This window comes from Rothia sp. HMSC069C04, assembly GCF_001812895.1.
GTDB lineage: Bacteria > Actinomycetota > Actinomycetes > Actinomycetales > Micrococcaceae > Rothia.
The window spans coordinates 35,226-58,102 of record NZ_KV810736.1 but is presented as its reverse complement, the minus strand read 5'-3'; the positions used below and the strand labels follow the sequence as shown (position 1 = coordinate 58,102).

The 22,877-nt window shown below is 60.0% G+C and carries 17 protein-coding genes and 1 pseudogene; 8 read left to right on the top strand and 10 right to left on the bottom strand.

Annotation, left to right across the window (positions count from 1 at the left end; translation table 11 throughout):
• Positions 1 to 101 precede the first annotated feature (101 nt).
• The 3 genes from HMPREF2879_RS09635 to HMPREF2879_RS02905 form a co-directional block, all read right to left on the bottom strand.
• Positions 102 to 176 (bottom strand): 50S ribosomal protein bL37, encoded by a 75-nt coding sequence (locus HMPREF2879_RS09635; RefSeq protein WP_095343185.1) that lies wholly within the window; start codon positions 174 to 176, stop codon positions 102 to 104.
• Between the two features lie 230 nt (positions 177 to 406).
• Positions 407 to 1,006 (bottom strand): GDSL-type esterase/lipase family protein, encoded by a 600-nt coding sequence (locus HMPREF2879_RS02910; RefSeq protein ID WP_005505446.1) that lies wholly within the window; start codon positions 1,004 to 1,006, stop codon positions 407 to 409.
• 220 nt (positions 1,007 to 1,226) lie between these two features.
• Complete coding sequence (locus HMPREF2879_RS02905) at positions 1,227 to 4,904, bottom strand: multifunctional oxoglutarate decarboxylase/oxoglutarate dehydrogenase thiamine pyrophosphate-binding subunit/dihydrolipoyllysine-residue succinyltransferase subunit (RefSeq protein ID WP_070634780.1); 3,678 nt, start codon at positions 4,902 to 4,904, stop codon at positions 1,227 to 1,229.
• A gap of 587 nt (positions 4,905 to 5,491) precedes the next feature.
• Between HMPREF2879_RS02905 and HMPREF2879_RS02895 the strand changes: the two genes are divergently transcribed.
• From HMPREF2879_RS02895 to HMPREF2879_RS02875, 5 genes are all read left to right on the top strand, one after another.
• Positions 5,492 to 6,832, top strand: coding sequence for a hemolysin family protein (locus HMPREF2879_RS02895; protein ID WP_070634779.1), 1,341 nt, complete (start codon positions 5,492 to 5,494; stop codon positions 6,830 to 6,832).
• Positions 6,829 to 7,911, top strand: coding sequence for a hemolysin family protein (locus HMPREF2879_RS02890; protein ID WP_070634778.1), 1,083 nt, complete (start codon positions 6,829 to 6,831; stop codon positions 7,909 to 7,911). Before HMPREF2879_RS02895 ends, HMPREF2879_RS02890 begins: the two co-directional genes overlap by 4 nt.
• A 352-nt stretch (positions 7,912 to 8,263) precedes the next feature.
• Positions 8,264 to 9,271 carry a metal ABC transporter solute-binding protein, Zn/Mn family gene (locus tag HMPREF2879_RS02885; RefSeq protein ID WP_070634777.1) on the top strand — a complete coding sequence of 336 codons (1,008 nt, stop codon included), beginning with the start codon at positions 8,264 to 8,266 and terminating at the stop codon, positions 9,269 to 9,271.
• Positions 9,272 to 10,171 (top strand): metal ABC transporter ATP-binding protein, encoded by a 900-nt coding sequence (locus HMPREF2879_RS02880; RefSeq protein WP_070634776.1) that lies wholly within the window; start codon positions 9,272 to 9,274, stop codon positions 10,169 to 10,171.
• Positions 10,168 to 11,088: a metal ABC transporter permease gene (locus tag HMPREF2879_RS02875; RefSeq protein ID WP_005505453.1), complete on the top strand. Its 921-nt coding sequence runs from the start codon at positions 10,168 to 10,170 to the stop codon at positions 11,086 to 11,088. The genes HMPREF2879_RS02880 and HMPREF2879_RS02875 overlap by 4 nt, the downstream gene beginning before the upstream one ends.
• A gap of 296 nt (positions 11,089 to 11,384) precedes the next feature.
• Here HMPREF2879_RS02875 and HMPREF2879_RS02870 read toward each other — a convergent pair whose 3' ends face one another.
• Positions 11,385 to 11,849, bottom strand: a complete 465-nt coding sequence (locus HMPREF2879_RS02870; protein ID WP_005505454.1) for a Fur family transcriptional regulator — start codon at positions 11,847 to 11,849, stop codon at positions 11,385 to 11,387.
• A gap of 157 nt (positions 11,850 to 12,006) precedes the next feature.
• On the opposite strand from HMPREF2879_RS02870, the gene HMPREF2879_RS02865 reads away from it, so the two are divergent.
• Positions 12,007 to 12,684 carry an MBL fold metallo-hydrolase gene (locus tag HMPREF2879_RS02865; RefSeq protein WP_049349528.1) on the top strand — a complete coding sequence of 226 codons (678 nt, stop codon included), beginning with the start codon at positions 12,007 to 12,009 and terminating at the stop codon, positions 12,682 to 12,684.
• Positions 12,685 to 12,737: 53 nt separating this feature from the next.
• Positions 12,738 to 13,166 carry an HIT family protein gene (locus HMPREF2879_RS02860; RefSeq protein WP_070634775.1) on the top strand — a complete coding sequence of 143 codons (429 nt, stop codon included), beginning with the start codon at positions 12,738 to 12,740 and terminating at the stop codon, positions 13,164 to 13,166.
• A gap of 108 nt (positions 13,167 to 13,274) precedes the next feature.
• On the opposite strand, the gene budA is transcribed toward HMPREF2879_RS02860, so the two are convergent.
• The 5 genes and pseudogenes from budA to lipB all read right to left on the bottom strand — a co-directional run.
• The gene (gene budA / locus HMPREF2879_RS02855) at positions 13,275 to 14,024 is read right to left on the bottom strand and encodes an acetolactate decarboxylase (protein ID WP_005505457.1); all 750 of its coding nucleotides are present in this window, start codon (positions 14,022 to 14,024) and stop codon (positions 13,275 to 13,277) included.
• A 638-nt stretch (positions 14,025 to 14,662) separates the two neighbouring features.
• A complete protein-coding gene (gene glnA, locus HMPREF2879_RS02850) occupies positions 14,663 to 16,087 on the bottom strand; it encodes a type I glutamate--ammonia ligase (RefSeq protein ID WP_060824576.1) in 1,425 nt (474 codons plus the stop codon).
• A gap of 349 nt (positions 16,088 to 16,436) precedes the next feature.
• On the bottom strand, positions 16,437 to 17,153 hold the full coding sequence (locus HMPREF2879_RS02845; protein WP_005505470.1) for a DUF4191 domain-containing protein: 717 nt from the start codon (positions 17,151 to 17,153) through the stop codon (positions 16,437 to 16,439).
• Positions 17,154 to 17,362: 209 nt separating this feature from the next.
• The gene (gene lipA, locus HMPREF2879_RS02840) at positions 17,363 to 18,370 is read right to left on the bottom strand and encodes a lipoyl synthase (protein ID WP_049347251.1); all 1,008 of its coding nucleotides are present in this window, start codon (positions 18,368 to 18,370) and stop codon (positions 17,363 to 17,365) included.
• Positions 18,371 to 18,534: 164 nt separating this feature from the next.
• Positions 18,535 to 19,224: pseudogene (gene lipB, locus HMPREF2879_RS02835) on the bottom strand (lipoyl(octanoyl) transferase LipB); the annotation flags it as partial.
• A 208-nt stretch (positions 19,225 to 19,432) separates the two neighbouring features.
• Here lipB and HMPREF2879_RS02830 point away from each other — a divergent pair.
• Positions 19,433 to 21,139, top strand: a complete 1,707-nt coding sequence (locus HMPREF2879_RS02830) for a peptidase (RefSeq protein WP_070634773.1) — start codon at positions 19,433 to 19,435, stop codon at positions 21,137 to 21,139.
• Between the two features lie 191 nt (positions 21,140 to 21,330).
• Here HMPREF2879_RS02830 and sucB read toward each other — a convergent pair.
• Positions 21,331 to 22,877, bottom strand: a 1,547-nt coding sequence (sucB, locus tag HMPREF2879_RS02825; RefSeq protein ID WP_070634772.1) for a 2-oxoglutarate dehydrogenase, E2 component, dihydrolipoamide succinyltransferase, incomplete at its 5' end; no start/stop codon positions are given.

The window sequence follows — 22,877 nt, the reverse complement described above, 5'->3', positions numbered from 1 at the left end:
CTTTATTCCGCAGAATGCGCACAAACATCTGCGGGTAAAGCAAAACCCCGGGTCCGAATAATATCCGAAACGCCGGGGTTTTAAAGTGTATGCAAGATACCTTATGCGTTGGGGCGCTTACCGTGGTTTGCGCCGCCCTTACGACGGTCCTTGCGCTTACGACCGCGCTTGCTCATCAGAGCCTCCTTATAGTGTTCATGGATGCACGCCCCACCTTCGCGGTGCGCGCTCCCTATTACCTGCCCTAGCAGAGGCGGTCACCGAAAACCGGTGGCCCACGCTATAAGGGCAACGCCGTCTATTTTTTCATAGAAACGGCATGATTGCATCTTGGAACCGGGATATGAGCTAAAAAACACGAACTTTCTTCGCATCAACTCACAGTCCCAACCGGGGGAGCGGGCTCTTAGCCGTGCTCTGGAATGTTCAGCCAGTTGTACCAGCCGCGGTGCAGAACCAGCCACGCCATCAGACCGTAACCGGACTGACCCGGGCGGCCGTCATTAGCGGCAAGGTCGTTGCGCCACTGCTCATGGTGAAGCAGCGGGTTGAACGTATCCACGTACACGTGGTTACGGCGGGTCACCACATCCGCGTACGCCGCCGACAGGTCAGCGATACGGCGGTTACGCTCAGCGTCCAGGGTCGGCGGCGGACCAACAACCAGAACCTTAATGTTGTTCTGCGACGCCATGTCCACAATGTTCGCCAGGTTCAAACGCGAACGAGCGCTGGTCAGACCCAAATCAATGTCAAAGGTCGACGGAGCAATAATGAGGCGGTTATCAGCACCGGGAACGAAGCGGCGGCGCGCCTCCTCGAACCAGCGTGCATTCAGCTGCTCGCTACCTTCATTGGGGGCGGCAAGGTTATATGCCGCAATGGATGCGGTGGTCTGCGGGGTGCGCGCCATAACACGGCCAAACCAGCCGAGGGTACGGGGATCGCCAACACCGGCGAGCAGGTCATCGCCGACTGCCACAATTCGAATATTGCGTTGCTCCACGGAATTCTTTCTTCTGCAGTATGCGCCCGCCGTGAGAGGCGGCAAGGCACGTGAGTAATAGTCTTTATATCTAGGATAAGCGCTTACCGGCCTCTTTTCGAACTTAATACCCTATCCGGTAAGTATCCGAGACTAAAAAACCCGTCTGCCCACCAGAAACATCTGACGGGAAGACGGGTTTTGAAGAGCTAAAACCTTAGCGGTTTAGCAGCAGAAGACCTTAGCCTTCGAAGACCTGCTTGAGCAGAGCCTCAGCCTCAGCTGCGTGCAACTTACCGGTACCGGCAGCCGGGGAAGCAGCTGCGGGGCGGGAAGCCAGGCGCATACGGCGGTCGAGTAGCGGCTGCAGGTTGAGAGCCATGAACGGCCACTGACCCTGGTTAGCAGGCTCGTCCTGAGCCCACACAACGTCGGTAGCGTTCGAGTACAGAGCCAGCTGCTCCTTGATCTCCTGCTCGGGCAGCGGGTACAGCTGCTCCACCGAGACAATAGCGGTCTTGGTGTCGCCGCGGCGCTCGCGCTCAGCTTCCAGATCGTAGTAGAGACGACCGGATACGAAGACCACACGCTCAACCTGAGCCGGGTTAATACCCGAACGGTCACCAATCACCGGCTGGAACGAACCCTCGGTGAAGTCCTCGATGGAGGACGCAGCAGCCTTCAGACGCAGCAACTGCTTGGGGCTGATCACCACGAGCGGCTTGTACGGACGGTGCTGAGAGTGGCGACGCAGCAGGTGGAAGTGCGAAGCCGGAGTCGAGGGGCATGCAACAGTCATGTTGTTCTCAGCGCACAGCTGCAGGTAACGCTCAACACGAGCCGAGGAGTGGTCAGGACCCTGACCCTCGTAGCCGTGAGGAAGCAGCATAACCAGCGAGGAGCGCTGGCCCCACTTCTGCTCGGAGGAAGACACGAACTCATCAATGATGGTCTGAGCGCCGTTTGCGAAGTCACCGAACTGAGCCTCCCACACCACGAGCGAGTCGGGGCGCTCCACCGAGTAACCGTACTCGAAGCCGAGAACGCCGTACTCAGAGAGGAAGGAGTTGTAGATACGGAACTTGCCCTGGTCCTCAGAGAGGTGCTCCAGCGGCGACCACTCTTCATCAGTGATGTGGTCGTGCAGAACAGCGTGACGCTGAACGAAGGTACCGCGCTGAACATCCTGACCGCTCATACGAACGTCGGTGCCCTCCATCAGCAGCGAACCGAAGGCGAGCAGTTCACCCATACCCCAGTTCACGTTGCCGGTGCGGCCCATCTCAACGCGCTGCTCCATGAGCTTCTTCAGCTTCTTATGGACGGTGAAGCCCTCGGGAGCCTTACCGAACGCGTCAGCGATGTGCTGCAGAGTCTCACGGGAGATTGCAGTCTTACCGCCGTGAACGACCTCGGTGTTCTGCTGAGCAGCAGGCAGTTCCAGACCGGAAACGTGCGCGCCAGCAGGAGCCGGTGCCGAAGACTGAGTCTCGACGAAGATAGCGTCCAGCTTCGAGTGGTAGGAGTCCAGAACTTCGTCTGCCTCTTCCTGAGAGACATCGCCACGACCGACCAGGTCCTGTGCGTACAGGGTACGGGTCGAGGGCAGGACGTCAATATCCTGGTACATCTTCGGCTGGGTCATCGACGGATCGTCAGCCTCGTTGTGACCGCGGCGGCGGTAGCAAATCAGGTCAATGACAACGTCGCGACCGAAGCGCTCACGGTACTCGAATGCCAGGCGTGCGGCGCGAACCACTGCATCCGGGTCATCAGCGTTGACGTGGAAGACCGGAGCCTTGGTCATACGCGCAATGTCGGAGGCGTGGGTTGCGGTGCGGCCGTCGTTCGGCAGGGTGGTGAAGCCAATCTGGTTGTTCACCACAACGTGCACGGTGCCGCCGGTGGTGTACGCCTTTAGGTCAGCCATCTGCAGGGTCTCCATGACGATACCCTGGCCAGCGAACGCTGCGTCACCGTGAATCAGGATCGGCAGGACCGGGTGGCCCTCAATGCCCTGCTCGCGGTAGACGTCCTGCTTAGCGCGGACGATACCCTCGAGCACGGTGTTTGCAGCCTCAAGGTGCGAGGGGTTAGCAGCCACGTACACCTGGGTCTGCTTACCGGAATCGGAGGTGAAGACACCTTCGGTACCGAGGTGGTACTTCACGTCACCGGAGCCACCCTCGTAAGGTGCTGCGGTGCCGGAGAACTCACGGAAAATCTGAGCGTAGGACTTACCAGCAATGTTGGTCAGCACGTTCAGGCGACCGCGGTGTGCCATACCAATGGCAACGCCCTTCAGGTCGTTGTTAGCGGCCTTGTCCAGAACAGCGTCCAGCAGCGGAATCAGGGACTCGCCGCCCTCCAGGGAGAAGCGCTTCTGACCCAGGTACTTGGTCTGCAGGAAGTTCTCGAATGCCTCAGCCTCAACCAGCTTGGAGAGAACACGCAGCTGCTCCTCGCGGGTGGGCTTAGCAACGCCGCGCTCCAGGCGCTCCTGGAACCATGCGCGAACTTCGGGGTCCTCAGAGTACATGTACTCAACGGACAGGGAACCGGAGTATGCCTCGTGCAGGCGCTCCAGGATGGTGCGCAGCGGCAGACGCTCGGAACCGCCGAAGCCACCGGTCGGGTAGACACGGTCCAGATCCCACAGGGTCAGGCCGTAGTTCTCCAGCTTCAGGTCCGGGTGCGAACGCATCTTGTAGCCAACGGGGTTGGTTGCTGCGGTCAGGTGGCCGTGCACGCGGTACGCGTGAATGAGCTGCTGGATACGTGCAACCTTGGAAATTTCCTGAGCGTCATCGACGTGGTTGTCGCGTGCCCAACGAACCGGCTCGAAAGGAACCTTCAGGTCGCGGAAGATTGCGTCGTAGAAGTCGTCGCCGCCGAGCAGGTAGTGCTCAACCAGCTTCAGGAACTCACCGGAACCTGCACCCTGAATGACGCGGTGGTCGTAGGTGCTGGTCAGGGTGATGATCTTGGACAGGCCCTGCTGGGTGATGAGCTTCTCGGACAGGCCACGGAACTCAGCCGGGTACTCCAGCGCGCCCACACCGATGATGGCTGCCTGGCCCTTGGAGAGACGGGGCACCGAGTGGACGGTACCGATACCACCGGGGTTGGTCAGCGAAACAGTGGTGCCGCGGAAGTCCTCAATGGTCAGCGCGCCGTTACGGCCACGCTTAACGATGTCGTTGTACGCATCCCAGAACTCGCGGAAGCTGAGGTTCTCAGCGCCCTTGAGGTTCGGAACGACCAGGTTACGGGAACCATCGGGGCGGGGCAGGTCAATAGCCAGACCAAAGTTCACGTGCGCGTTGTGGATCGCAACGGGCTTGCCCTTCTCGTCCACACCGTAGGTCACGTTCATCGAAGGCATCGCTGCCACTGCGCGAATTACTGCGTAACCAATCAGGTGGGTGAAGGAGACCTTGCCGCCGCGGGTGCTTGCCAGGTACTTGTTGATGGCAGCACGGTTCTCAATGAGCAGCTTTGCGGGGACCGCACGAACGGTGGTTGCGGTGGGGACAGTCAGCGACTCTTCCATGGTCGTGACAACTGCCTTAGCAGGGCCGCGGAGGGGGACAATCTTGTCTTCAACAGGTTCCACAGGTTCAGCCTTCTTGGTAGCAGCGGGAGGGGTGGGGTTAGCAGGCGCAGCCGCAGGCTTCGGTGCCGCGGGGGCGGGAGTTGCTACAGGTGCGGCAGGTGCAGCCGGTGCGGCGGGTGCCGCAGCAGGAGCTGCACTAGCGGTACCGGCGCCTCCCAGCGCCTTATCGATGGTCTCAAAAATGGGCCACCATGAAGGGTCCACGAGGCTCTTGTCCTTCTGGTAACGCTCGTACTGTTCTTCAACGAACCATTCGTTACCGGCAAATTCCTCAGGCACCAGATGTTCTGGCAGATTTGGCACGTTAAACGCCTCTTCCAATTAGTGTGAATTTATCCGTCGCGTCCGGGACTCTCCCCGGCATAGACGACCCGCGTCTTCGAGGGGCGAATCATCACGCTGAGCATGTGCGCATCGCCTAAGATGGTGGCCGTATGTGCGGGGTGTGCACCGTACAAACCTGCCTAGCGTGCCGTGAACGTCGGGGTTCATCCGCTTGCTTGGCGGCACACTCATGCTCCTATGTATAAGTGTAAAGAGAATCACGGTGAACTTTCCAGCTCATCGCGCCATATCCGCAATGCAATTTTTCACTCTTACGGATTAGCAATGAGCCGCGTGCGCAACAAGTGCTGTCTTGCGCTTGTGAGCAGGCACTCTACAGCACCGGGAAGAGAGGAAACCTTCGCTAAAATATGGGGTATGGATGACCCTTTGAGTAAGACTCTGACTACTAGCCAGCGCAGAATACTGCCCGCGTACTCTGCGCAACACGGCACTGTAACACCCAAAAACACCACCTCCGATGCTCAGCATCTGGACAGCCTGACTGCGGGGCTACCCCGTCAAGCCCAAGGCGCCGCACACCAGTCGATGGAGGCGGTGGCTGAGTGGATCTGATTCTCCTACTCATCGGCCTACTCCTCATCCTGGGTACCGGCTTCTTCGTTGCCGTAGAGTTCTCACTCGTGGCGCTCGAAACCGCCACCGTGCAGCAGGCAAAGGACTCCGGCGATAAATCAGCCGACGCCGTCCTGCGCTGCCTCAAAACCCTCTCCACTCAGCTGTCCAGCTGCCAGATCGGCATCACCATCACCACGCTGCTGACCGGTTACACCCTCGACGCTGCCATCAAGGCGCTCACCACCGGCGCCATCAGCAGCCTGGGTCTGCCCACCAGCGTGACCGACGTACTCACCCTGGTGCTGGCGATGCTCATCGCAACCTTGCTCTCCATGGTCGTCGGCGAACTGCTGCCCAAGGGCCTCGCTATCGCCGAACCCTACGATGTGGCGCGTCGAGTCGCCCCCGCGCAGCTGGCATTCACCCGCGTCATGTCCCCGCTCGTGCGCATCATGAACGGCTCTGCCAACTGGATTCTCGGACGCTTCGGCATGGAAGCCAAGGAAGAACTCTCCGCGGCACGCACCCCCGAAGAGCTCTCCTCCATGGTGCGCCGCTCCGCAGAAGAAGGCACCCTCGACTCCGACGCGGCACGCTTCGTGGACCGCACCCTGCGCTTCTCCGAGCTGACCGCCTCCGAAGTCATGACCCCGCGCGGCCAGGTCGCCATGCTCGAAGACACCGCCCCCGTTGCCGAAGTTATCAAGCTGGCACGCTCCACCGGCCACTCCCGATTCCCCCTCTACAAGGGCGACCACGACAACATCGTGGGCGTCGTGCACGTGAAGAAGGCAGTCGGCGTGCCCCCGGAGGTTCGCGAAACTCTCGAAGCCGGCGCCCTCGCAGAAGACGTGCTGCAGGTCCCCGAAACCCTGCACCTGGACGCGCTGCTCACCCAGCTACGCCAGGGCGCCCTGCAGCTCGCCGTGGTCCTCGACGAATACGGCGGAACCGCCGGCATCGCAACCCTCGAAGACCTCGTCGAAGAAATCGTCGGCGAAGTCTCCGACGAACACGACCGCGGCCGCACCGAACGCCCCCTACGCTACGGCAACGGCGACTGGGTGTTCTCCGGCCTGCGCCGCCCCGACGAAATCAACACCCTCATCCCCGGGCTCGAGGTTGAGGAAAGCCCCGAATACGAAACCGTCGGCGGCTTCATGATGGAACGGCTCGGCCGCATCCCCGAAGTAGGCGACAGCGTCCCCGTAACCGGCGGTACCCTGCGCGTCGATACCCTCGAAGGCCGCCGCGTGGACCGCATCCGATTCACCCCCACGCCCGCCACTAGTGCACAGGAACAGACCGAGAAGGGAGGCAACGCATGAACGACTGGGTAGCCATCGCACTGCTCGTCATCCTGCTCGCCGGAAACGCCTTCTTCGTCGCCGGTGAATTCGCCATCATGTCCACCCGACGAGCACAAATCGAACCGCTCGCTGAAGAAGGCAATAAGCGAGCGCAGACCGTCATCTACGCGCTAGAAAACGTTTCGCTTATGCTCGCCACCTGCCAGCTGGGCATCACCATTTGCTCGTTGCTGATTCTGAACGTCTCAGAACCGGCGTTGCACCACATGCTGGAGGTGCCTCTGCACCTGGTCGGCCTGCCCCACGCGATCGTGGACGTGCTCGCCTTCGGTATCACCCTGATCCTGGTCACCTACCTGCACGTGATCTTCGGCGAGATGGTTCCCAAGAACGCCGCCGTGACCCTCGCCGCCCGCGGCGTGGCCCTCTGGATTGTGCCGACCCTGGTGACCTTCTCCAAGATCTTCGCCCCCGTAGTCGCCTTGCTGAACAACCTGTCGAATAAGCTGCTGGCGCTCATGAAGGTCGAAGGAAAGGATGAGGTCGCCTCCACCTTCACCCTGGGCGAGCTACAGACCATCGTGGCAACCTCAACCGCGGAAGGCACCGTGGAAGACGACGCCGGCGTGATTGAAAGCGCCCTCGAATTCACCGAGAAGGACGTCTACGAAATCATGGTGCCCGGCGATAAGCTCGTCACCCTGCCCTTCGGCAGCACCCCCTCCGAACTGGAACGCGCCGTGGCACGCAGCGGCTACTCCCGCTTCGTCATTACCGACAGCGACGGAACCTACATGGGCTACCTGCACGTGAAGGACGCCCTCGCCATCGCCCCCGAGCGGTTCGAGGAGCCCTTCCCCTGGTACAAGCTGCGTTCCCTGGACACGCTCACCCCGACCACCGATATTGACGATGCGCTCGCCTCCATGCAGCGCAGCCGAACCCATATCGCACAGGTTATGGATGAACAGGGCGTAACCCTCGGCGTGGTCTTCCTCGAAGACGTGCTGGAGGAGCTCGTCGGCGAAATCAACGACACCACCCAGGATGCGGTGCGTGAGCGTGTACGCCGACAGCAGGCGCGCGAAGCCCAGTAATAAGCCCAGTAGCCGCATCGTGAGATACCCCGAATAAAATAGGGAAATCTTGAACACACAGCCCGCCCGGTGCCCTCGTCAAGGAGGGCTCAGGGCGGGCTGTTTTGCGGTCCAAAACGGCTTATGGATGCACCCAAGGGGCACTCTCAGACGGCGGGATGAAGCGGCAGTATAAAGTAACGGTGGGGGAGCGCAGTAGGCTGAGCTAACTATCCCTGTTGCATAAGCTACTAACAGGGAAAAGGGTTGCCTAACAGCACCCAAATGACAACAATAAAGAGTTGTTTATACGGGTGTGCGCATGATGTAGTTAAGGAACCTGCAGACTAGAACGAACCGAAAGAGAGCCCTCATGTCGCACCCGAAGATCACCCGCAAGCACTTCCTCACCGCAATGGGCTCACTCGCCGCGTCCTCCCTGCTGCTGGCAGGCTGCGCAACCGAGAACAAGACCTCCTCCGGTTCGTCCTCCTCGGCTGGCTCCAGCAAGGGCAAGGTGAAGGTCGTCGCCTCCACCGACGTCTACGCAGACATCGCCAAGCAGGTTGGCGGCGACTACATTGAGGTCACCGCGCTCATCGCCTCCACCAGCACCGACCCCCACTCCTACGAAGCCACCAGCGCCGACCGTCTCAAGGCGAAGGACGCATCCCTGATCGTCATCAACGGCGCAGGCTACGACCTGTTCCTCGAAGACCTCGCGGGCAAGGACAACACCTCCCAGAAGATCGTGAACGCGGTCAAGGTCAGCGGCAAGCTCACCGACGCCGAATACACCCACCTGGTCGAGGACCACCGCGGCGGCGAACACCACGAAGACGGCGGCGACCACGCCCACGCACACGAGTTCAATGAGCACCTCTGGTACGACTTCGAAACCATGAAGAAGGTCGCCCAGAAGATCGCTGAAGAGCTCGCAGGCCTCGACTCCGCACACGCTGAGGCGTTCCGCACCAACGCATCCACCTTCTCCAAGGAACTGGACGCACTGGACGCAGCAGCTAAGGCAATCGCCGGTGAAGGCAAGAAGTACCTGTCCACCGAGCCCGTGCCGGACTACCTGATTTCCTCCACCGGCGCAGAGAACGCAACCCCCAGCGAATTCGCTGAGGCGGCAGAAGCCGGCAACGACGTCCCCGCCCTCGTCCTGAAGGAAACCAAGGACATGGTCACCGAGAAGAAGGTCCAGCTGCTCGCCTACAACGAGCAGACCTCCACCTCCCAGACCAACGAGGTGCTGCAGGCAGCTAAGGACGCCTCGGTGAACTACGTATCCTTCACCGAAACCCTGCCGGAAAACACCAACTACCTGGCATGGATGAAGACCAACGTCAGCAACCTCGAAAAGGCGCTCTCCTAAGTGACTGACAACAATAACGGTGCCGCCCCCGCGATTTCCATTCGCGGGGGTAGCCTCGCTTTCGGGGCCCGCACTCTCTGGAAAAATCTAACCCTCGACATCGGCGCAGGCGAATACTTCGCCGTGCTCGGACCCAACGGCTCCGGTAAGTCCACCTTCCTCAAAGTCGTTCTCGGCCTGACCGGACTCAACGCTGGCGAAATCTCCGTGCTCGGCAAACCCGCACGCCTGGGCAACGCCGGCGTCGGCTACGTACCGCAGCAGAAGTCCATCCCCACCTCCACCCCGATGCGCGCCCGCGACCTCGTGGGACTTGGTGTGGACGGGCACCGCTGGGGCATCCGCCTGCACGGCCGCAAATACCGCGCCAAGGTTGACGAGCTCCTCGAAGCCGTCGGTGCGACCGAGTACGCGAACGTGCCGGTGGGTCTGCTCTCCGGCGGTGAGCAGCAGCGTCTGCGTATCGCTCAGGCGCTTGCGAACGACCCGAAGATTCTGCTGGCTGATGAGGCGCTACTCTCCCTGGACCTCAACCACCAGTACGCGGTGGCTGAGCTGATTCACCGGTTCAACCGTGAACGCGGCGTGGCGGTGGTGTTCGTGACCCATGAAATCAACCCCATCATTGAGCATGTGGATCGTGTGCTCTACCTGGCAAACGGTCGTTTCACTGTCGGCTCGGTGGAAGAGGTCATGACCAGTGAGACTCTCACCTCCCTGTACGGAACCCCGGTGAGCGTGCTCAAGTCTAATGGCCGTTACGTGGTGGTGGGTGAGACTCACGCCAGCGACCACTGCCATATTGAGGGCACCGACCAGAACATTCACGGTTCCCACCTGAAGTCTGGTCTCTCCGAACCGCAGCGCACTCTACACCTTCCGGGAGGAACCACACGATGACCATTCTTGCTTCCCTCCCCGCTCTGGCACCGGTTGCCGCCGCGCAGAATGATTTGCTCTCCCGTATCTTCGTTTTTGACCGCTACGGCGAGCTGCTGCAGATGCTGCAGAACTCCATTTTTGCTGGCGCTGTTCTGGGCCTTATCGGTGGTTTCGTCGGTATTTTTGTGATGATGCGCGACCATGCCTTTGCGGTGCACGGCGTCTCTGAAATGTCTTTCGCGGGTGCCGCCCTTGCCCTGTTGCTCGGCTATGACGTGGTGACCGGCTCCATGGTCGGTTCGATTGCCTCGGCTCTGCTGATTGCCTTTCTGGGCTCTAAGGCGAGCAATTCGAACTCGGTCATTGGTGCGCTCATGCCGTTCGGCTTGGGCTTGGGTATTCTCTTCCTCTCCCTGTACCAGGGCCGTAGTGCGAATAAGTTTGGCCTGCTGACCGGTCAGATCGTGTCCGTGGATGCCGACCAGCTGCACACCATGATTATTGGTGCGGTGGTTATTATTTCCCTGCTGGTGATGGTGTGGCGTCCGCTGAGCTTCGCCTCCCTGGACCCGGAGGTCGCGCGCGCTAAGGGCGTGCCGATGCGCTTTTTGTCCCTGGTGTTCATGGTGATTCTGGGTATTGCTGTGGCGCTGTCTGTGCAGGTGGTCGGTTCGCTGCTGGTGCTGGCGCTGCTGATTACTCCGGCGGCTGCGGCGATGCAGGTGACTGCCTCTCCGGTACGCACCCTAATCCTGTCGGTGCTGTTCGCGGAGGCGTCCATTGTGGGCGGTATTCTGCTGGCTCTTGCCGGTTCGCTGCCGATTAGTCCCTACGTGACCAGTATTTCCTTCCTGATTTACGTGGTGTGCCGTGTGATTGGTGGCGTGAAGCGCCGCCATAGCGCGTCGGGCCGCCAGCTGGCTGAGAAGGCATAAGATCTATAGAAAGAGCCCCACCTCGGGAATGAGGTGGGGCTCTTTCGTTGTCGTGCATAGGTGCCGCTGTGAAGGGGGATGTCCTGCTGTGAAGGGGGATATCTCCGTGCGGCGTGGGCTTAGTCTGCGTGGCGTTGTGTTGCCTTGTCCAGATTGCTCTGTCCAGATGCCCTGTGTGTCGTGCTGTTGCGGCGTCAAAGATCTTAGGCGCCGTATCCTTCGAGCAGAAGGGATTCCCCGGTGGGGGAGAGCTCCTCAGAATGAGGGGCTTAGAGGTTGCGGCTTAGCCTGCAACGTTAGCGTGCAGCGCCGCCCTGCGATTCTTCCTCGCGACGTGCCAAAGTGCAGTCCGGGCAGTAACCGGTCACTTCAACCACGTGCTCCAGCTCCGAGAAGCCGTGCTGCTTACCCATAGCCAGTGCCCAGTCCTCAAGGGCGGGTGCTTCCAGCTCAATGGCGGTGCCGCATCGGCGGCAGAGCAGGTGGTGGTGGTGATCTTTCACCCGGCAGTGGCGGTACAGGGTCTCACCCTCAACGCCCTTGACCGAGTCGAGCTCACCGGCGTTAGCCAGCGACTGCAGCACACGGTAGGTGGTTGCGAGAGAGACCTGTTCCTTGCGGTTCGCGAGGGTCAGGTGCAGATCCTGTGCTGAGATGAAATCGCCGAGCTCTTCCATGGTCGCCTTGATGATGCGACGCTGGCGGGTATTTCGGGCTTCGGCGGGCTTCGTAATTCTCCGTACGGGAATATGAGTGTCCATTGCTGAACCTTTCGGGACGGAAATTCGCCTCATTGTGTGGTTGATCTTGTCTTACGACTTTACACCAGAGGCGTTCAAAAGGTGGTTGATTTGCGCTTTATCTCAAAAGTTGAAGCCGCCTCGGGGTAGGTGCGGAGGTTCGCGGTAGACTAAAACTATGAAGATGACGAAGTACACCCACTCATGTATCCGCCTTGAGAATGAGGGGCGCACCCTCGTTCTTGACCCCGGCAACTTTGCCGCAGAAGGCGAACACGCCACCGCGCTGGAAGGCGCCGATTACCTGTTCGTGACTCACGCGCATCCGGACCATTTTGATGGCCCGTCGGTGCTGCCGCTGATTGCTCAGCGCGCCGAGTCGCAGAACCCGTTGAAGATTTGGGCTCCCGAGGCTGTAGCCCAGGTCATCAAGGAGGCTGTGCCTGCTGCCGAGGTTACCGTTGTTTCCTCTGATTCTGAGTTCAGCATCCCCGGTTTTGAGGTGAAGACCTACGGCGGTCAGCACGCCCTGATTCACCCGCTGATTCAGACCATCGCTAACGTTGGTTACCTGATTAACGGTGCCGTGTACCACCCGGGTGACTCGCTGGTGGTTCCTCACCGCGTGCGTGCAAATACCGTCCTGGTGCCGATTCACGCCCCCTGGTCGAAGGTTCAGGAAGTCATCGATTTTGTGATTGCGACCGGCGCGCAGCGTGTGGTTCCGATTCACAACGGCATGATTAATCAGAATGGCACCGGCATTATTGAAGGCCTGGTGACGAACTTCGGTGCGAAGTACGGCACTGAGCTGAAGCACCTGAACCCCGGTGAGAGTATTGAGGTTGAGGCGTAAGCCTGACCGTTGAGCTTCAAACGCGCCGATGACGGCGCATGAAGGAGAGTATTGTGAGCACAATTTTTACCAAGATTATTGATGGCGAAATCCCGGGTCGTTTCGTCTGGAAGGACGATCAATGCGTGGCGTTCATGGACATCATGCCTCTGTCGGAAGGTCACCTGCTGCTCGTTCCCCGCGCTGAGGTCGACCGTTGGCCCGACCTGCCGGCTGAGCTGGCAGCGCACCTGTTCGCTGTGGCGCACAAGATTTCTGGTGCCCTGGATCAGGCGTTTGATAAGGACCGTGTGGCTCTGATGATTGCGGGCTTCGACGTTCCGCACACCCACATCCACCTGTTCCCGGCTGACGGCATGGCTGACTACGATCCCGCTAACGCGAAGAAGGATGCGACCGCCGAAGAGCTGGATGCGGCCGCTGAGAAGGTGCGTGCCGCCCTGCGCGAGCGCGGCCACGGCGAGTTCGTGCCCGAGGCGTAAGCGCCGTTTACAGCGCGTATAAACACGAAGGAGCCGCCCTCTACAGATTTGTAGAGGGCGGCTCCTTCGTTGCTATATCCCGTTGCCATATCCCGGTGGGAAAGAAGCTTAGTGCTTTTCAGCCTTGGAGATCTGCTCAGCCAGGTCCTCGGGGGAGAGGTTAGCGGAGGAGAACTCGGGGGTCAGCGGCAGGTGCAGCTGCAGGCCGGTACCGGGGCAAATCTCGACCTTTGCCGAGCGCAGCTTGAAGTCGACCACGTGGCCGCCCTGAACGCGCTCATCATCGATAAAGTGGGCGTGGCAGCCGGGCACCGAGATGCCCTGCTCGTAGATCGGGGTGCGGAAGCCAACAATCGTGCCGGTTACGTTATCGAACTGGACAATGTCCTCATTCTCGGTGGCCGCAACCATCTTCGGGTAGGGCTTCTCCTGCTTGATGACGGTGCGGGTGCGGACCCATTCGAACTCGCCGTAAATCTTGATGGCGTACATGTAGTTCTTGGAGACGGTGAAGTCATCCAGAATCTGCGAGGCAGACTTACGGAGTAGGTTATGCGGTAGTTCGCGCTTAATCATGGGCACGAAGTTGGTGACCACGGCGTAGGGGGTCTGCTGGCGCAGGTCGGGCAGGGATACGGAGCCGTCGTGGCGCACCTGGTAGCAGACGCCGTCGAGGACGACCATTTCGCCGTCGAGGCCGTTGAAGGTACCCACACCGAAGTTGCCGTGGCTCAGAAGCTCACCGATGGTCATCTCGCCATCGTAGATGCCGTCCAGCAGCTGGGACATGAGGCCGGTCTGAAAAACTTCGTTACGGAAAACAGTTTCACCGTTTAGGATGGTCGGCTGATATGCCATGAGATTTCTCCTCGTTACAGTGGATGCGGCGTCAGACGGGTCGGTCGGTCATCGGCGATACTCGCCCTAGCTGATGCTAAAAAGGGGAAGGGCGGCGGGGAGAACACGGCGTTGTGATGTCGTTTCTCGCGGAATTCGTAGGTGCCGCCGGCCGGGCGCACGCACTTTCATTGTACGCCTGTGCAGGAAGAACCCCGGGACTAGCGGGTACAACATCTTATGATGTGACCCTTGAACGGATCACCCTGGCGTGAATTACCCAAGTGCGGCTGACTTAGCGGGGCTGACTTAGCGGGGCTGATATACCGCAAGTGACGCGAGGGCATAAAAATAGACTGGCGTTCCCTCCGGTTGCACGACGAAAAGGGAGGGAACGCCAGCACCAACAGCTTAGCCCTTAGAGCCGCTCTAAGCGCAACTAAGGCATACGAAGCTCATCGAGACAGAAAAATATTAGACACGAACCGTCACCCAAATGGTTCGGCGAGCCTGCACTCCGCAGAAACCCTGCAGAAACCCCTCAGAACACACAACAATGGCCTATATGCTCCCCAAGGGAACATATAGGCCATTGCACACTATTCGGAACGTAGCCCTATACGGGGCAGGGCTCAGAGCTCAAATCTAGAAGCCTGGAATTAGACGCCGTAGTACAGCTGGTACTCAAGCGGGTGCGGAACCAGCGAGAGCGGCTCCAGCTCGTTCTTACGCTTGTAGTCAATCCAAGCCTGAATCAGGTCCTCGGTGAAGACGCCGCCCTCGAGCAGGAAGTCGTGGTCAGCCTCCAGAGCCGCCAGCGCCTCCTCCAGGTTAGCCGGAGCCTTCTTGATGTCCTTAGCCTCTTCAGCGGGCAGCTCGTACAGGTCCTTATCGATCGGTGCCGGCGGCTCAATGCGGTTACGGATACCGTCCAGACCAGCCATCAGCTGAGCAGCAAACGCGAAGTAGGGGTTAGCGGAGGGGTCCGGTGCACGGAACTCCAGACGCTTAGCCTTCGGGTTGGTGCCGGTAATCGGGATGCGGATACCGGCGGAACGGTTACCCTGCGAGTACACCATGTTGATGGGAGCCTCGTAGCCGGGAACCAGACGCTTGTAAGAGTTCACGGTCGGGTTGGTGAACGCCAGAACAGCGGAGGAGTGCTCAATCAGACCGCCAATGTACCAGCGTGCGGTGTCAGAGAGGTTAGCGTAGCCGCGCTCGTCGTAGAAGAGGGGCTCGCCGTCCTGCCACAGCGACTGGTGGCAGTGCATACCGGAGCCGTTGTCACCGAACACGGGCTTGGGCATGAAGGTCACGGACTTGCCCCATGCGTCTGCGGTGCCCTTGATGACGTACTTGAACTTCAGCAGGTCGTCAGCAGCCTTGGTGAGGGTGTCGAACTTGTAGTTGATTTCTGCCTGGCCGGCTGCGCCCACCTCGTGGTGGCTACGCTCAACCTCAAGGCCGACCTCGTCCATTGCTACGCACATTGCGTCACGCAGGTCAGCCTGCTTGTCGACGGGGGAGACGGGGAAGTAGCCGCCCTTGACGGGGGTCTTGTTGCCCAGGTTGCCGCCCTCTTCCTTGCGGCCGGTGTTCCAGGGAGCCTCATCGGAGTCGATCTTGAAGAATACGGAGTTCGGCTCGACCTGGTAGCGGACGTCCTCGAAGACGAAGAATTCAGCCTCGGATGCGAAGAACGCGGTGTCTGCAATGCCGGTGGATTGCAGGTATGCTTCGGCACGCTCAGCGACGCCGCGGGGGTCACGGTGGTAGGGCTCGCCGGTGCGGGGGTTCACGATGGAGCAGATGATGACCAGGGTCTTCTCAATGCGGAAGGGGTCAACGTACGCGGACTGAACGTCGGGAATCAGCTGCATGTCGGACTCTGCAATGCCCTGGAAGCCGCGAATGGAGGAGCCGTCAAAAAGCTGGCCGTTGACGAAGAAATCGTCATCAATCGCCTTAGCGGGCAGGTTGAAGTGCTGCTGCACGCCGGGCATGTCGGTGAATCGGATATCAACGAAGACTACTTCTTCGTTCTTGATAAAGTCGAGAACTTCCTGGGGGCTGGTAAACATGAGGACTGCTCCTTGTTCGACTGACGGTGCAGGAGGGTGCTTTCCCTCATCACATTCAGTCTTTGGTTTAGTTTTTGGCCGCGGGCAAAACCCTGTGACATATCAAGCATAGTGGTTATTTTTTGCGCGTGCGTGACTATCGTGTTTCGGTAATGTTACAAATCCTGGAAAGGAGTTACATCTACGTTGCCTCACGAAACACAGTAGAGATGCTAACGCCCTCAGTAGAGCCAGTAGCAAAGCCAATATCAATGCCAGCAACAGCGCAATAACCGGGCGTAACAAAAGGCCCCGACCCTCCCCACACGGGAAGAGCCGGAGCCTTCAAAACCTCATATCAGCGTCTCGCTTAGCGGCCGCGCATCGCACGACGGTCGGGGCGTGCACGCATCGGGTCAACACCCTTCGGCAGACCATTCATCGGGTTACGCATAGTGTTCAGAGTGCTCAGGCGACCAGAAACAACCTGCATCTCCTGCTGAGTCAGAGCCTTCGGAAGCTTGTTCATAGTCTTCACAACGTCCTTGAGCTCAACCTGACCCTCATCGTGACCGGTCTCAATCACATGAACCGGCACACCGGGAGCCACACGAGCCAGGTGCTTCTTCTCAGTGTTCACCAGCGAGTTCACGCGGCTGTGAGGGCCCTCGGTCACCAGCACAATACCGGGACGGCCCAGCGCACGGAACACCAGATCCTGGTTGCGGTTCGCAGCAACGGGCTGCTCCTCAACAATCCAACCGCGGCGCACCGAGTTCATCGCTGCACCACTACGACCGGGCTGGTTCTCAATCTGAGCAAAAGCCGCAGTCTGCGCGCGGCGACCCAGCAGAAGCATCGCCACAATAGCGGCAACGCCCAGACCCAGAATCAGGAAAGTAATCCAGTTACCCAGGGCAATACCGATGAGGAGGAAAACCAAAAGGGTACCCAGAGCCGACAGACTCAGAATCCAACCGATATTCGGGTCGGACTTCTTGGTCATCTGGTAGACCTGCTTCATCTGGGCGAAAGTGCCCGGAGTGCGTTCCTTCTTCTTTTTCTTCTCTTCGCGCTTATCTGCCACGATTCTTCCTCGGCTGGTTCTTCCGCGGCCCCGAGAAGCGCCTCAAACGCTCACGGAACCATAGTGACGTAACGATGCAGTGTATGCCTGCAATTTTTCTAGTTTACCCTACCCGCACAAGGGGCGGGGCATAAGGGGAGGCTCCCCGAACACCGGACGAACACCGGGTTCGAGGAGCCTCAACGCTCTCAGAAAGATTCTGAAAAGGCTTAGTAGCCCGCAGCCACCAGGGAGGAGGCTTCCTGCAGGGCTGCACCCTCACCCTCAATGTGGGCAAGGTTCTCAGGGATCGGGTAGCCGTTCTTACGCATTGCACGAGCCCACAGGCGACCTGCACGGTACGAAGAACGAACCATCGGGCCCGCCATAACGCCAGCGAAACCAATCTCCTCAGCCATGTTCGCAAAATCCACGAACTGCTGCGGCTTCACCCAACGCTCAATCGGGTGGAAGAGCGGGCCGGGGCGCAGGTACTGGGTGAGGGTAATGATGTCACAACCAGCATCGTGCAGATCGCACAGCGCCTCGTAAATCTCCTCGTCGGTCTCGCCCATACCCAGAATCAGGTTGGACTTGGTGACCATGCCACCTTCCTTAGCCTGGGTAATAACATCCAGGGAACGCTCGTAACGGAACGCCGGGCGAATCTGACGGAAGATACGGGGGACGGTCTCCAGGTTGTGCGCGAAAACCTCAGGCTTAGCGTCAATCACCTTCTGAACATGCTCGGGAACACCCTTGAAGTCGGGGACGAGCATCTCAACGCCGGTGTTCGGGCACATCTTGTGAATCTGGCGGGTGGTCTCTGCGTACAGCCACGCACCGCCGTCTTCCAGATCGTCACGAGCAACACCGGTCACGGTTGCGTAACGCAGACCCATGACCTTCACGTTCTTAGCAACCTTGAACGGCTCAGCGTAGTCAACAGCAACGGGCTTACCGGTCGCAATATTGCAGAAGTCGCAACGGCGGGTGCACTCGGAACCACCAATCAGGTAGGTTGCCTCACGGTCTTCCCAGCATTCGTAAATATTGGGGCAGCCTGCCTCTTCACACACGGTGTGCAGGCCCTGACCGCGAGCCAGCTCGCGCATCTCGTTGTATTCGGGGCCAACAATAGCCTTGGTCTTAATCCAGTGAGGCTTCTTCTCAATGGGAACCTCAGCGTTGCGGGCCTCCACACGCAGTAGCTTGCGTCCTTCAGGTGCGGTGCTCAAAAGTCTTCTCCTTGGTCTAGATGTGCCCTCTGTGCAGGTGGGCCATCTTCTATTTTACGCCCGCTCAGGCGTAGGTGAAACTGATTTTCGTATATGACGAACAAAGCCGGACGCGTTACGTGTACGACCCGTTCGATGCTTCTTGACTGCGTCTAACCCTGCGTTTAGTCCTGCGCCGCAATGGGCTCGAAAGACTCTGCCAGGCGGTCCTGGTACTTCAGAAGCTCTGCCTCCAGCGGCTCCAAAATATCGGCGGGGGTGACGGTGCGGCCCAGCTGCTCCGAAATAGTGGTAACACCCGCATCGCTAATGCCGCAGGGAATGAACTGCTGGAAAGGTGCGGTGTCGTTGCAGCAGTTGATTGCGAAGCCGTGCATGGTGGTGTTACGCGAAACGCGCATGCCCAGTGCCGCGATCTTCTTGTCCTGGGTGATGCCGTCGCCCAGGATCCACACGCCGCTACGGCCCTCAACGCGCTCACCCTTAATGCCCAGACCAGCCAGGACGTTAATGATGATTTCCTCGACGATGCGCACGTATGCCACCACATCAATGGGCTCGGGCAGGCGCAGAATCGGGTAGCCGGTCAGCTGGCCGGGGCCGTGCCAGGTCAGCTTGCCGCCGCGGTCAATCTTGACGACGGGGGTGGACTTGTCTGCGGGGTACTCGTGGTCTTCGGTGCGTTTACCGGCGGTAATCACTGCCTCGTGCTCAAGTAGAAGAATCGTATTCTGGCGGGTGCGGTTAGCCACCTCATCGTGGATGCGGTACTGCTCGTCCAGGCACTCAACATAGTTCACATAGTTCGGGGCGAAGCCCACGCGTTCAATCGTCACAGACATACTTTCTACCTTAGTACTGCTAGTGGAGGGAAGAAAATTAGGGCGCCCTGAATCACGTGATGAGCGAACACGTCGGAATGTTACGTGAGGGTGTGCTCAAGGGGAGGGAGAGAGAATAAGCAGATAAATACCTGAATTCACTTTTGGGGTTCTTTGGAGTATTTGAACTATTTTAGTGTGCTTAAAGATATTATTTGATGTAATTTGATAACATGATGGTATGAGAAGCAAAGAAGCACACGTTCTGGAAAGTATCGCCAACCCGGCTCTACCCACCCTGCAGATTGTCGAGTACCGGGGCGAAACCACCGCAAGCGCACCCACCGCACGTTCCCTACCCTCTGTGCACCCCGGACGCTACACCCTGCGCACCATTTCTCAGCCCACCCCGCTAGACCCCTCCGCCCCGGCAGCTCCCTCCACCCAGCTGGCTCCTGCCGCACCCACTCTGCGCGCGGCAGCCAATGGGTACGGATTCGAGGAAAACACGGATGCATCCGCTCAGAGGCACGCCCAGACCCCGCAGGTAGCCGCGGCCCTACGTAACGCGCCCGGACTCGCCAAGCTCCACGCCGTTACTAGTGAGAGCGCCGATAGCGCCGACAGCGCCGATCAGCTGTGCCTCTGGTACGAGCCCCTCGACGCGGGCACTCTCGACAAGCTCCTGCGCGCTCGCCCCCTGACACCCGCCGAGCTCATGACCCTGGCACGCACCCTGCACCGGGCGCTCGGCAGCCTCAAAAAGGTAGGGGAGGGGCGCGCCGAACTAAGCGCCGAATATATTGCTCTGAGCGCCGCCGGAGTGCCCAAACTCCTGCTACCTGACGCCGTCTACCGTGAAACGGCCCCTCAAGATACGGAACAGCTCACCGCCGCTCGGGGCAACTACGCACGCTCCGCAGCAGCCCTGCTCTGGCAAGCCGCCTGCGGGCACACACCGGAACCCTCCGCCGCCCGCGTACCTCTCTCACTGCGCATGGATTCACAGCGCATGGGAGCCGCCGACACCGCAACCGATGGGGCACCCAGCAGCGAGTGGATTGAGCGCCTCGGCAGAGCCCTCGAATACCTGCTGGACGCACCCGCCCAGGAGGCAGCGCTCGCAGGGCTCAGCTCCGTGGTCGCCCTGGCGGAGGAGGTGCCGCCTCGCCCGCTCAACGTCTACCTGAGCTGTTCAGAACGAGCCCGCGCTCTAATTCCCGCAGCTGTGGAGCCCGCGCCGGTACAGATGCTCTCAAAGACGCAGAAAGCGCAACGCTACCTGGCGGAACGTTTGCCTCGCGTGAAGAAGCCGGCAGCTACCGCAGGCTCTATGCCGTTGAGCCCTGTGGCGTGCTCCGCATTGAGCCCTGCAAAGAGCGCACCCGCTCCGAAGAATGCAGATGCCGCAAAGAACGCAGAAGCGACAGGCTCATCTCGCCTTGCGGCGTTACGCGGTGCGCTGAGCCGTCCCTCCGTACGTCTGGGCGTAGCCGCGCTGGCTCTGGGGTCCATCGCCCTACCGCTCGGGTTCACCCTCTACGGGCAGAACGCCCCGGCAACGGCACAGCCCGTCTCCGCTCAAGCCGTGAACGCAACGGGGGAGCAGGACCCCGGTGGCACGGCAATACAGAATCAGAGCACACAGGATCAGAGCGCGCAGGGCGATCAGATTCTACGAGCCCTGATCGACCAGCGAAACCAAGAACGCCGTGCCCGAGGCGGTGCAGAGCTCACCGTCGACACCGCCGAAGAACTCAGCCGCGACAGCGAGAACATCCGCGTGATGGCGGTAGTCTCTGCGCCCGGCTACCGCGCCGATAAAACCGAGCAGGAAGCCCGCAAACTCAGCGAAGAAAACGGCGTCACTCGCCAGAAAGTCATCTTCGACCTGCATCGAGGTGAGAAAGGCTGGGAGATCGCCCGCGCCGAACCCGTACCGGCATAGCTGACACCGAGTAACTAACACTGTGTAACTGACGCTGTAGAAACGCGGACGCAACAAAAGGCGGCGGCCCCACCCACCGAAGTGGATGGAACCGCCGCCTTTTGCTCACTGTCCGGGAAAACCCGGAGAGCTACGCTCGGTTACCCATCAGGGCACCGCCACAAGGAAACTTCCTTGAATCTATGCAGGTCTTAGAGGCCCAGCTCAGACTCGAAGTTTGCCTCCTCCAGGCGGGTCTTGAGGGTGTGCAGGAAGCGACCAGCGTCCGCACCGTCGACCACGCGGTGATCGTAGGTGAGGGACAGGTAGCACATGGAGCGGATAGCGATAACGTCGTTACCATCAACATCCTTAACAACCATGGGGCGCTTCACGATGGAACCGGTACCGAGGATTGCAACGTTCGGCTGGTTGATGATCGGGGTGTCGAACAGTGCACCGAAGGAACCAATGTTGGTGATGGTGAAGGTCGAACCCGACAGCTCCTCGGGGGAGATGTCGCCGGTACGTGCACGGCCACCCAGGTCGCCAATAGCCTTTGCCAGGCCAGCAATGCCCAGGTCAGAAGCGTTCTTGATGACGGGAACCAGCAGACCCTTGGGGGTGTCCACAGCAATCGCGATGTTCTCGGAGCCGTGGTAAGTGATCTGCTTGTAGTCTTCGGTCATGGAAGCGTTCAGAGCGGGGTGCTGCTGCAGAGCCTCAGCGGATGCCTGGACGAAGAAGGGCAGGAAGGTCAGCTTAGCGCCCTCACGAGCAGCGAAGCCGTCCTTAGCCTTTGCACGCAGCTGAACGATGCGGGTCACGTCAACCTCGGTGACCTGGGTCAGCTGGGTGGAGATGTCCAGGGACTCACGCATACGCTTTGCAATAACCTGGCGGATACGTGCGGTCTTCTCGACGGTGCCACGCTTGGGGGAAACCTCGAAGGTGTGCGGTGCCTTTGCGGAACCAGCAGCCGGAGCAGCAGCTGCAGCGGGTGCAGCAGCGGCGGGAGCAGCGGAACCCTTAGCAGCGATAGCAGCCTGAACATCCTGCTTGCGGATGCGGCCACCAACACCGGTGCCCTTGACGGTGGACAGGTCGATGCCGTTGTCCTTAGCGAGCTTACGGACCAGCGGGGTCACGTATGCTTCGCCCTCAGCAGCTGCCGGAGCGGCAGGTGCAGCGGGAGCTGCAGGAGCTGCGGGAGCAGCCGGAGCAGCAGCGGGTGCTGCGGGAGCAGCAGGAGCCTCAGCAACCGGAGCCGGAGCAGCGGGAGCAGCTGCAGCAGCAGCGTCGCCGATGATAGCCAGAACCTGGCCAACCTCTGCGTCCTCATCCTCGGGGATGCGGATCTCGAGCAGGGTACCTGCTACGGGGGAGGGAACCTCGGTGTCAACCTTGTCGGTGGAAACCTCAACCAGGGGCTCGTCAACCTCAACCTGCTCGCCAACTTCCTTCAGCCAGCGGGTAACGGTGCCCTCGGTGACGGACTCGCCCAGTGCGGGCAGTACGACCTCGATGCCTGCAGCAGCAGCTGCGGGAGCAGCCGGAGCAGCAGCGGGTGCAGCGGGAGCCTCAGCAACCGGAGCGGGAGCTGCGGGAGCCTCAACAGCTGCGGGAGCAGCCGGAGCAGCAGCACCGGAACCGTCGCCAATGATAGCCAGAGCAGCGCCGACCTCGACGTCCTCGTCCTCGGGGACGAGAATCTGCTCAACAACGCCTGCTACGGGGGAGGGAACCTCGGTGTCAACCT